This window comes from Marinactinospora thermotolerans DSM 45154 (genome assembly GCF_900167435.1).
Taxonomy (GTDB): Bacteria; Actinomycetota; Actinomycetes; order Streptosporangiales; family Streptosporangiaceae; genus Marinactinospora; species Marinactinospora thermotolerans.
Genome location: NZ_FUWS01000005.1, coordinates 428,531 through 438,163, shown reverse-complemented (window position 1 = coordinate 438,163; position 9,633 = coordinate 428,531). Strand labels below are relative to the sequence as shown.

Genomic DNA, 9,633 nt, shown 5'->3' with positions numbered 1-9,633 from the left:
TGCGGTGGCCAAGGGCAATGTCACGCGGATCATCGGTCCCAACTGTCCGGGGTTGATCACGCCGGGGCAGTCCAACGCGGGCATCATTCCGGCTGATATCACCAAGCCGGGGCGGATCGGGTTGGTGTCGAAGTCGGGCACGTTGACCTATCAGATGATGTATGAGCTGCGTGACATTGGTTTCTCCACGTGTGTGGGGATCGGTGGGGACCCGATCATCGGGACCACGCACATCGATGCGCTGGCGGCGTTCGAGGCCGACCCCGACACTGACGCGATCGTGATGATCGGTGAGATCGGTGGGGACGCCGAGGAGCGTGCGGCGGAGTTCATCAAGGCCAATGTGACCAAGCCGGTGGTGGGCTACGTGGCCGGGTTCACCGCGCCGGAGGGCAAGACGATGGGGCATGCCGGGGCGATCGTGTCGGGGTCCTCCGGCACGGCCGCGGCGAAGAAGGAGGCCCTGGAGGCCGCCGGCGTCAAGGTCGGCAAGACTCCCAGCGAGACGGCCAAGCTCGCTCGCGAGCTGTTCTGACGACAGCCGGGACCGCATCCCACGGAGCCCGCCGCGACACGTTCGCGGCGGGCTCCGTCGTGTGTCGGGCAGACCGCGCGCTCCGCGCCTTCGGCCGGGGAGATCCACCGCGCGGCGCGGACGCGCGTTCCCCACGGCCGTGCCGCCGGCACGGTAGGGCCGGGCCGAGGCCTCATCCGCTCCTCGCGGCCGGCACGGCCGGCCCAGCGGCAACCCCGGCGCCTGACGGCTGACAAGGCGCGAGACGGACACTCAGAGCCGTCTGCGGCCATCTCCCGCCGTTCCCCCGCGGATCCCGGAGCCTCCGACACGCCAGGGGCGGCAACGGGCGGTCCGACCCGGCGGCTGCGACCATGGAGGCGTGAGCGCGCCCCCTGGACCCCCTGTGCACCGTGACGGACCCCACGCCACCGGACGCCGCCCGCCCGCAGGCACCCCGGCCGCGGCCACACCGGTGAGCGAGGACGCCCGCAAGCTCTACGCCTCCGGCGGCCTGGGCGCGGCCTGGGCCGCCGGGATCGGCCTGGCCACGCTCACCACGCTCATGCTGGTGGGCTGGGTGGCGGCGCCGCACGCGAGCTTCGGGGAGGACATCGGCGACGTGTTCCGCGTCGCGGTCCAGGCGTGGCTCGTCGGCCACCACGTGGGGGTCGAGATCCCAGGGGGCCACCTCGGGTTTCTCCCGATCGGCCTGGTCGTGCTGCCCGGGCTGCTGCTCTACCGGGCGGGCCAGTGGCTGGCGCGCAGTTGTCACCTGCCGAGGCTGCGCCACGCCTTCCGGGCCGCGCTGGCGCTCGCCGGACCCTACGCGGCCATCGCGGGGACGCTCGCGCTCGTGGGCCGGACCGAGGACGTGCGCCCCGACATGACCCAGTCGCTCATCGACGGGTTCGTGCTGGCGTTCCTGGCCGGAGGGCTGGGGGTGCTGCGCAGGCTGCTCAAGGACAAGGGCATCGCCTGGCGCCAGCTGTCGGGCATCATGCCGGCCCGGCCCCGCTCCCTGCTGGCCGGGACCCTCAGCGCCACCGCCGTCCTCCTCGCGGTCGGCGCGCTGCTGTTCCTCGTCGCGCTGGCGACGTCCTTCGGCGAGGTCGTCGAGATGACGCGCGGGCTGGAGCCAGGTCCGGTCGGCGGTGTGCTCCTCGCCCTACTGCAACTGCTCTACCTGCCCAACGCGGTGATCTTCGGAATGTCCTACGCGGCCGGCCCCGGGTTCGCCCTGGGGACCGGGACCGCGGTCGCGCCCACCGGAGTGGTCCTGGGGCCCCTGCCGCACCTGCCGGTGCTCGCCGTGCTGCCCGACAGCGGTCCGGCGCCGATCCTGTCGCTGTTCGCCCTCATCGCGCCCTTCCTGGCCGGTGGCATCGGCGGAGTGCTGACGGTGCGCAGCGCGCCCACCGCGGTCAGCGAGGCGGCCCCCCTCTGGGGGTTCGTCTGCGGACTGCTCACGGGCGCGCTGTGCGCGGCGCTGGCGCTCCTGGCCGGCGGGCCGCTCGGGACCCAGCGGCTCGCCGAGGTCGGGCCGTCGCCCTGGCAGGTGGGACTGGTCGTGGCGCTCGAAGTGGGGGTGGCCGCCGCGGTCGCGGCCTGGTTCGCCAACTGGCGGCACATCCGCGTCCGGCCGGAGCCGGCCGAACCCGCGACGGAGCCCGAGAGGACCCGGGGGACGTGGGCACGGCGCCCCCGATCCCTGCGGATCCCCTTCCCGCTCCGGTGGCCGCAGAAGGCGCGCCGACGCGGTTCCCACGACGAGGACGGGGAGGACGCCGAGGGGCTCTACGGCATCAGCTACGAGGCGGACGGACCCTCCGCCGACCGTGACACCGCGGTGCCGGCGTCCCGTCCCGGCAAGGAGGGCGACGCCGGCACCGACCGGTGACGGCGGCGGCTACCGGGCGCCGCTCAGCGCCGGCAGGTACTCGGCGGGAACGCCGCGTTCGGCGAGCGCGTCGCGCAGGGCGGTGTCGCACTCGGCCTGCGTCACGGAGGTGTGCGAACGCGCCGAGCAGTCCTGCCAGGCGGCGATCTCCTCGCCGAACACCAGGTAGCCGATCATGGTGCCGGCGGAGAACAGGACGCCGGCCCAGCCCAGCACCATGCTCAGCACCGCTCCGGGGGCGGGGACCCGGTTGGCCCGGGCGGACTTGCGGGCGCGACGGCCCTGCACGATGCCGAAGACCGACAGGACCACGCCGAAGGGCGGGAGCAGGAGACCCGCGGTGGCGAAGAACAGACCCCACAGGCCGCCTCGTTCCACGGTGGGCTGCTGCCCGTCGGACGGGGACGTGGACGGCTCGTTCGTCACTGGGGCTCCTTGTTGCTGAAGGAAGGGGCTGATGGCATCGACCCGGGCGGCCCGGTCGAGCCCGGAGCGCGGTGGCGCCGACGGTCTCCGTTGCGTGGTGCCGCCCGCACCGATGTGGGTCTCTTGGGGTAGACGCTACCTGTAGGGATAGGGTGTCCAAGCGGATGGGGCGCAGGAGCGCCCCGCCACGTTTTGTCGATGGCGTACCCGCATCCCGGATGCCGCGCGTTCGCACCGCGCCCCCGGGAACGGGGGCCGACGGTCCCCGCATCGTTTTCCCACGAGGAGGAAGCACACTGTCGGCGCGAGTAGTCGTCCTCATCTCCGGCACGGGCAGCAACATGGCCGCACTGCTCGACGCCGCCGCCGATCCGGGCTACGGCGCGACGATCGTCGCGGTCGGGGCCGATCGTGAGGCTCCGGGCCTCCTCCACGCGCGACGAGCCGGAGTCCCCACGTTCGTCACCGCGTTCGCCGACTACGCCGATCGGGGCGAGTGGAACGCGGCGCTGGCCGATCGCATCGCCGAGTACGAGCCGGACCTCGTGGTCTCCGCGGGGTTCATGCGCATCCTCGGACCCGAGGTGGTGGGCCGCTATGCGGTGGTCAACATCCATCCCGCGTTGCTGCCGGCCTTCCCCGGCGCGCACGCCGTCCGCGACGCTCTCGCCTACGGGGTCCGGGTGACGGGCGCGACGGCGCACTTCGTCGACGAGGGCGTGGACACCGGCCCCGTCATCGAGCAGGTCACGGTCCGGGTGGAACCCGACGACGACGTCGCCTCCCTGCACGAGCGGATCAAGACGGTCGAGCGCGGAATGCTCGTGGACGTCGTGGGCCGCCTCGCCCGGGAGGGGTGGACCCTCCAGGACCGCAACGTGCGGTTCGGCCGGCCGGCCGAACCGCGGGGAAGTATCGAAGATCCCGGCTACGCGACAGAGGAGAACCGGTGAGCCAGCAGGCCGTTCGGCGTGCGTTGATCAGCGTTTACGACAAGACCGGGCTGGAGGAGCTGGCCCGTGGGCTCGCGGAGGCCGGGGTGGAGATCGTCTCCACCGGCTCCACGGCGGCGCGGCTGACCGCCGCCGGGGTCGAGGTGGTCCCGGTCGAGAACGTGACGGGGTTCCCGGAGTGCCTTGAGGGCCGGGTCAAGACCCTGCACCCGGGCATTCACGCGGGACTGCTCGCCGACCGGACGAAGGAGGCGCACCGGGCGACACTGGAGGAGCTCGGGATCGCGCCCTTCGATCTGGTCGTGGTCAACCTCTACCCGTTCCGCGAGACGGTGGCCTCGGGCGCCTCCCCGCAGGAGTGCATCGAGAAGATCGACATCGGCGGCCCGGCGATGGTGCGCGCGGCGGCGAAGAACCACGCGAGCGTGGCGGTGGTCGTCGATCCCGCCGGGTACGGTGACGCGCTCCAGGCCGTGCGCTCCGGCGGGTTCACGCCGGCCCAGCGCAAGCGGCTGGCGGCGCGGGCCTACGCCCACACGGCCGCCTACGACGCGGCGGTCGCCTCCTGGTTCGCCGAGTCCTACGCTCCCGACGAGGTGGAGCGGGAGACGGGATGGCCGGACTTCACGGCCGTCGCCTACGAGCGTGCCGCGACGCTGCGCTACGGGGAGAACCCGCACCAGAAGGCGGCGCTGTACCGAAGCGGCGAGTCCACGGGCGAGGGCCTGGCCGGCGCCGAGCAGCTGCACGGCAAGGAGATGTCGTACAACAACTACGTCGACGCCGACGCCGCGCTGCGCGCCGCCTACGACTTCGCCGACCCGTGTGTGGCGATCATCAAGCACGCCAACCCGTGCGGGATCGCGGTGGGCGCCGACATCGCCGAGGCGCACCGCAAGGCGCACGCCTGCGACCCGGTCTCGGCCTACGGCGGTGTCATCGCGACGAACCGCCCGGTGACGCGGGAGATGGCCGACCAGGTCGCCGAGATCTTCACCGAGGTGGTCGTCGCCCCGGACTTCGAGCCGTCGGCGGTCGAGGTGCTGACCCGTAAGAAGAACATCCGGCTGTTGAAGGTGACGGCGCCGGACCGCGCTGCCCGGCCGGAACTGCGGGCGATCAGCGGTGGCGTGCTGTTGCAGGCCGTCGACGCGATCGACGCGCCCGGCGACGACCCGGCCGCCTGGGAGCTGCGGGCCGGGGCCCCGGCCGACGAGGCGACACTGGCCGACCTGGCGTTCGCCTGGCGCGCGGTGCGCTCGGTCAAGTCCAACGCGATCCTGCTGGCGGCGGGCCGGGCCACCGTGGGAGTGGGGATGGGACAGGTCAACCGGGTGGACTCGGCCCGGCTGGCGGTCTCGCGGGCCGGGGAGCGCGTGCGCGGCTCGGTCGCGGCCAGCGACGCGTTCTTCCCCTTCGCCGACGGTCTGGAGGTGCTGACCGAGGCGGGGGTGCGCGCGGTGGTCGAGCCGGGCGGTTCCGTGCGTGACGAGGAGGTCATCGCGGCGGCCGAGCGGGCCGGTGTGACGCTGTACTTCACCGGTACGCGGCACTTCTTCCACTGATCGGACAGGGGCGCGGGGCCGCGGGGCGAGGACCCGCGGCCCCGTCGCGTGCCCGGGAGATCGGAGGATCCCACGAAGGGGATCGGGGAACGGCGGGGGCGGTTCGGCGATCTCTCCGACGCGGCACCGCAGGCGGGTGGAACAATGGGGACCGTGAGCGCACAGATTCTCGATGGTAAGGCGACCGCCGCGGCGATCCGGGCGGAGTTGAAGGAACGTGTCAGCGCGCTGCGGGCCAAGGGCGTTGTCCCCGGCCTGGGCACGGTGCTGGTGGGCGATGACCCGGGGAGCCACTCCTATGTCGCGGGCAAGCACCGCGACTGCGCCGAGGTCGGCATCCACAGCATCCGCCGCGACCTGCCGGCCACGGCGACGCAGGCCGAGGTCGAGGCGGCCGTCGAGGAGCTGAACGCCGATCCCGCCTGCACCGGGTACATCGTGCAGCTCCCGCTCCCCAAGGGGCTCGACGAGAACCGGGTGCTGGAGCTCATCGACCCGGCCAAGGACGCCGACGGTCTCCAGCCGTCGAACCTGGGGCGCCTGGTGTTGATGCAGCAGGCGCCGCTGCCGTGCACGCCGCGCGGCATCGTGGAGCTGCTCAACCGCTACGACGTGCCGCTCAAGGGCGCCGAGGTGGTGGTCGTGGGGCGTGGCGTCACGGTGGGCCGGCCGCTGGGGCTGCTGTTGACGCGGCGCAGCGAGAACGCGACGGTGACCCTGTGCCACACCGGCACCCGCGACCTCGCCGAGCACACTCGCCGGGCCGACATCGTGGTGGCCGGGGCCGGGGTTCCGGGGCTGATCACGGCCGACATGGTGAAGCCGGGAGCGGCGGTGCTGGACGTGGGCATCACCCGGACCGAGGCCGGACTGGTCGGTGACGTCGCCCTCGACGTGCGCGAGGTGGCCGGGCACGTCGCGCCCAACCCCGGCGGGGTCGGACCGATGACCCGGGCGATGCTGCTGGTCAACGTGGTCGAGGCGGCGGAGCGTCAGGTCGGCTGACCGATGTGGACGGGCGGCGGTAGGCGGGGTCCTGCCGGCGCCGTGGTCCACGCGTTCGCGGGGCCTCCTGGCGGTGAGGCCCCGGAGTCGTCAGCTCGCCTTGCGCCGGCGTTCCATCACCGGCATGGGGCGCACCAGGCCCAGGGCGACGACCTCGTTGGCGAGCCGGGTGCGTCGGTTGGGGCCTTCGGGAACGCGGAATTTCTGGTAGAGCCTGAGTAGGTGTTGTTTGACGGCGGCCTCGGTGACGACCAGGTCCTCGGCGATCTCCCGCGCGGTGGCCGGGGCGACGAACGCCTCGTCCGACAGGGCGGGGCGGCACAGCGAGGTGAGGACGTCGAGTTCGCGGCGGGTGAGCTCGGGGGCCGCGCCGCGGCGCAGCTCCACTTCGGGGTTGAGCTCCTCGCGGGGCAGTCCGCCGATCTTGCATCGGGCGGCCCCGAAACTCATGACGTCGCCCTCTTCGAGGACCCGGCGGGCGATGGGGCGGCCGTTGACGCGGGTTCCGTTGCGGGAGAGGCCGAGGTCGACGACATAGACGTAGGGGCCACGACGCACCAGCTCAGCGTGCAACTGCGACACACTCGGGTCGTTGAGCCGGATGTCGACGCCCTGTCCGCGTCCGATGGTGGTGACCTCGGCGCCCAGGGGCTGGATGTCACCGCTCTCCTCGACCCGTATGTAGGGCCCGTCCACGGTTGTTCCTCCCAAACTGGGGCGCGACCGATGAGATTGGTTGCGACGGGGCGCGACAGGGTGCATGGAGGTCGGGGTGGTCCGTGTGGGGGTCGCTGGCTGAGTGGGGTTCATAGGGGGCTGTCCTCGCTCACCGTGGCACTCATCTCATCACTGGTTACCCGGACCTCGGCATTTCTACGCTCTTACTCCCGGGTAAGGCCGCCATCTCGGGAGCTAAGAGGCATTTCACGGAGATACGGTCAGGCTTTAGTGGAACCCGATTGTGGCCGTTTCGGTAGTGCCGTAGTTGAAGCGAGCGTAGGCTCGCCTCAACACCGAAGCTGTGGCCAGTAACGATGTGTAATCGTACCGTTGCGTTCGTTCCCTGATCTTGCGGCTGGTCCGGTTTCGGTCCAGGCATAATCGGTCATGGCCGGTCCGCGCCACAGTGCTCATCGCCACAGTGACCGGCCCATCAAGGCGTGCGCTAGCGTGAGGTTTACGGTGAGCCAAAAAACGGTGGAGGTAGCGGTAGCACCCCGAGAAGCCCCCGAGGAGGACCCCGCGTCGGACGTGTCGACGCCCGCGGAGGTCCCCGGCTGGCTGTCCCAGGTCCCCTACTTCCTGGTCCTGGCGACCATGGCCGCGGGCATCGTGGTCGTCGCGGCGGCCTATTTCAAGAGGGGGCCCGCCCTCATCGCCGGCGCGCTGTTGCTGGGAGCGGTCTTCCGGGGCTTCCTCCCCGCGGAGCGGGTCGGCATGCTCGCGGTGCGGCGGCGATGGATCGACGTCGTCACCCTCGTCTCGCTTGCGGTGCTGCTGATCGCGTTGGCCTGGGTCGCCCCGAAGCTGTAGGTTCGCCCTCGAATAAGCTTGATATCGAGATACCGCACCGGCGGTTCCGGTGAAGTCGACGCACGGCCTGGCCCCTCCTGCGGTGGGCCTGTTCGGCGCCCTCGCCAGGGGACGGGCGGTGCGCGGTGCTCCGGTGGAATCCGGCGGGTCGCGCGCGCGGCCTCCAGCCACATGACGACCGGCCGAAACGAAGGGACAGCCACACAGCCATGGCCAAGATCAAGGTTGAGAACCCTGTAGTAGAGCTCGACGGCGACGAGATGACCCGGATCATCTGGTCCTTCATCAAGGACCGGCTCATCCTGCCCTACCTCGACGTCGACCTGAAGTACTACGACCTCGGCATCGAGGAGCGCGACCGCACCGACGACCAGATCACCGTCGACGCGGCCAACGCCATCAAGGAGTACGGCGTCGGCGTCAAGTGCGCCACCATCACGCCCGACGAGGCGCGGGTCGAGGAGTTCGGCCTCAAGAAGATGTGGCGTTCGCCCAACGGGACCATCCGTAACATCCTGGGCGGCGTCGTCTTCCGCGAGCCGATCATCGCCTCCAACGTCCCGCGGCTCGTCCCGGGGTGGACCAAGCCGATCATCATCGGCCGTCACGCCCACGGTGACCAGTACAAGGCGACCGACTTCAAGGTCCCCGGCCCGGGCACGGTCACGATGACCTACACCCCGCAGGACGGCGGCGAGCCGGTCGAGTTCGAGGTCGCCAACTTCCCCGAGGGCGGCGGCGTCGCCATGGGCATGTACAACTACCGCAAGTCCATCGAGGACTTCGCGCGGGCCAGCTTCAACTACGGCCTCGACCGCAAGTACCCGGTCTACATGTCCACCAAGAACACGATCCTCAAGTCCTACGACGGCATGTTCAAGGACGTGTTCGCCGAGATCTTCGAGAACGAGTTCAAGGACAAGTTCGAGGCGGCCGGCCTCACCTACGAGCACCGGCTGATCGACGACATGGTCGCCGCCGCGCTGAAGTGGGAGGGCGGCTACGTCTGGGCCTGCAAGAACTACGACGGTGACGTCCAGTCCGACACGGTCGCCCAGGGCTTCGGCTCGCTCGGCCTGATGACGTCGGTCCTGCGCACCGCTGACGGCCGCACGGTCGAGGCCGAGGCCGCCCACGGCACGGTCACCCGCCACTACCGTCAGCACCAGCAGGGCAAGCCGACCTCGACGAACCCGATCGCGTCGATCTTCGCCTGGACCCGCGGTCTGGAGCACCGGGGCAAGCTCGACAACACCCCTGCGGTGATCGAGTTCGCCACGACGCTGGAAGACGTCGTCATCAAGACGGTCGAGGGGGGTCAGATGACCAAGGACCTCGCCCTGCTCGTCGGCGGCGACCAGGAGTGGCTGACCACCGAGCAGTTCCTCGCCGCGCTGGACGAGAACCTCCAGAAGCGTCTGGCCTAGGCCCACGCCCTAGGAGACAGGGCCGTCTCGTCCGGATCGCGGACGGGGCGGCCCTTCGCCACGCTCGGGACGGCCGGGGCCCGGCGCGGCATTGCCGTGCTTTGGGCCAGGTCACCCGAGGTGTTGACCCGGATCGGGCTAGTCTCGTAGATGACGACGAGAAAGCGTCCCGCAAGCCGGCGTGCCGGCCGTGCGTCCGCTGGGGGGTAGGTGCACGGTGCGGGCACGCCGCCGAAGGCCCGTCGCCCGCGGCTACGCGGGACGGCGGGCCTTCCACGTGCCGGCCCGGGCGCCGCGGTCGTGTCCGACG

The 9,633-nt window shown here is 71.3% G+C and carries 8 protein-coding genes and 1 pseudogene; 7 read left to right on the top strand and 2 right to left on the bottom strand.

The window, feature by feature from the left end; translation table 11 throughout:
• A pseudogene (locus tag B5D66_RS11655) lies at positions 1–535 on the top strand (succinate--CoA ligase subunit alpha); the annotation flags it as partial.
• 361 nt (positions 536–896) lie between these two features.
• Complete coding sequence (locus B5D66_RS11650; protein ID WP_394330049.1) at positions 897–2,414, top strand: cell division protein PerM; 1,518 nt, start codon at positions 897–899, stop codon at positions 2,412–2,414.
• 9 nt (positions 2,415–2,423) lie between these two features.
• On the opposite strand, the gene B5D66_RS11645 is transcribed toward B5D66_RS11650, so the two are convergent.
• Positions 2,424–2,840 carry a hypothetical protein gene (locus B5D66_RS11645; RefSeq protein ID WP_078761700.1) on the bottom strand — a complete coding sequence of 139 codons (417 nt, stop codon included), beginning with the start codon at positions 2,838–2,840 and terminating at the stop codon, positions 2,424–2,426.
• A 296-nt stretch (positions 2,841–3,136) separates the two neighbouring features.
• On the opposite strand from B5D66_RS11645, the gene purN reads away from it, so the two are divergent.
• The 3 genes from purN (at position 3,137) to B5D66_RS11630 (ending at position 6,363) form a co-directional block, all read left to right on the top strand.
• On the top strand, positions 3,137–3,793 hold the full coding sequence (gene purN, locus B5D66_RS11640) for a phosphoribosylglycinamide formyltransferase (RefSeq protein WP_268805296.1): 657 nt from the start codon (positions 3,137–3,139) through the stop codon (positions 3,791–3,793).
• On the top strand, positions 3,790–5,358 hold the full coding sequence (gene purH / locus B5D66_RS11635; protein ID WP_078761698.1) for a bifunctional phosphoribosylaminoimidazolecarboxamide formyltransferase/IMP cyclohydrolase: 1,569 nt from the start codon (positions 3,790–3,792) through the stop codon (positions 5,356–5,358). Before purN ends, purH begins: the two co-directional genes overlap by 4 nt.
• Before the next feature lie 153 nt (positions 5,359–5,511).
• Positions 5,512–6,363 carry a bifunctional methylenetetrahydrofolate dehydrogenase/methenyltetrahydrofolate cyclohydrolase gene (locus tag B5D66_RS11630; protein ID WP_078761733.1) on the top strand — a complete coding sequence of 284 codons (852 nt, stop codon included), beginning with the start codon at positions 5,512–5,514 and terminating at the stop codon, positions 6,361–6,363.
• Positions 6,364–6,453: 90 nt separating this feature from the next.
• On the opposite strand, the gene B5D66_RS11625 is transcribed toward B5D66_RS11630, so the two are convergent.
• Positions 6,454–7,059, bottom strand: a complete 606-nt coding sequence (locus B5D66_RS11625; RefSeq protein WP_078761697.1) for an FHA domain-containing protein — start codon at positions 7,057–7,059, stop codon at positions 6,454–6,456.
• Between the two features lie 555 nt (positions 7,060–7,614).
• On the opposite strand from B5D66_RS11625, the gene B5D66_RS11620 reads away from it, so the two are divergent.
• The gene (locus B5D66_RS11620; protein WP_235000938.1) at positions 7,615–7,896 is read left to right on the top strand and encodes a DUF3017 domain-containing protein; all 282 of its coding nucleotides are present in this window, start codon (positions 7,615–7,617) and stop codon (positions 7,894–7,896) included.
• A gap of 209 nt (positions 7,897–8,105) precedes the next feature.
• Positions 8,106–9,323 (top strand): NADP-dependent isocitrate dehydrogenase, encoded by a 1,218-nt coding sequence (locus B5D66_RS11615; protein WP_078761695.1) that lies wholly within the window; start codon positions 8,106–8,108, stop codon positions 9,321–9,323.
• Positions 9,324–9,633 lie beyond the last annotated feature (310 nt).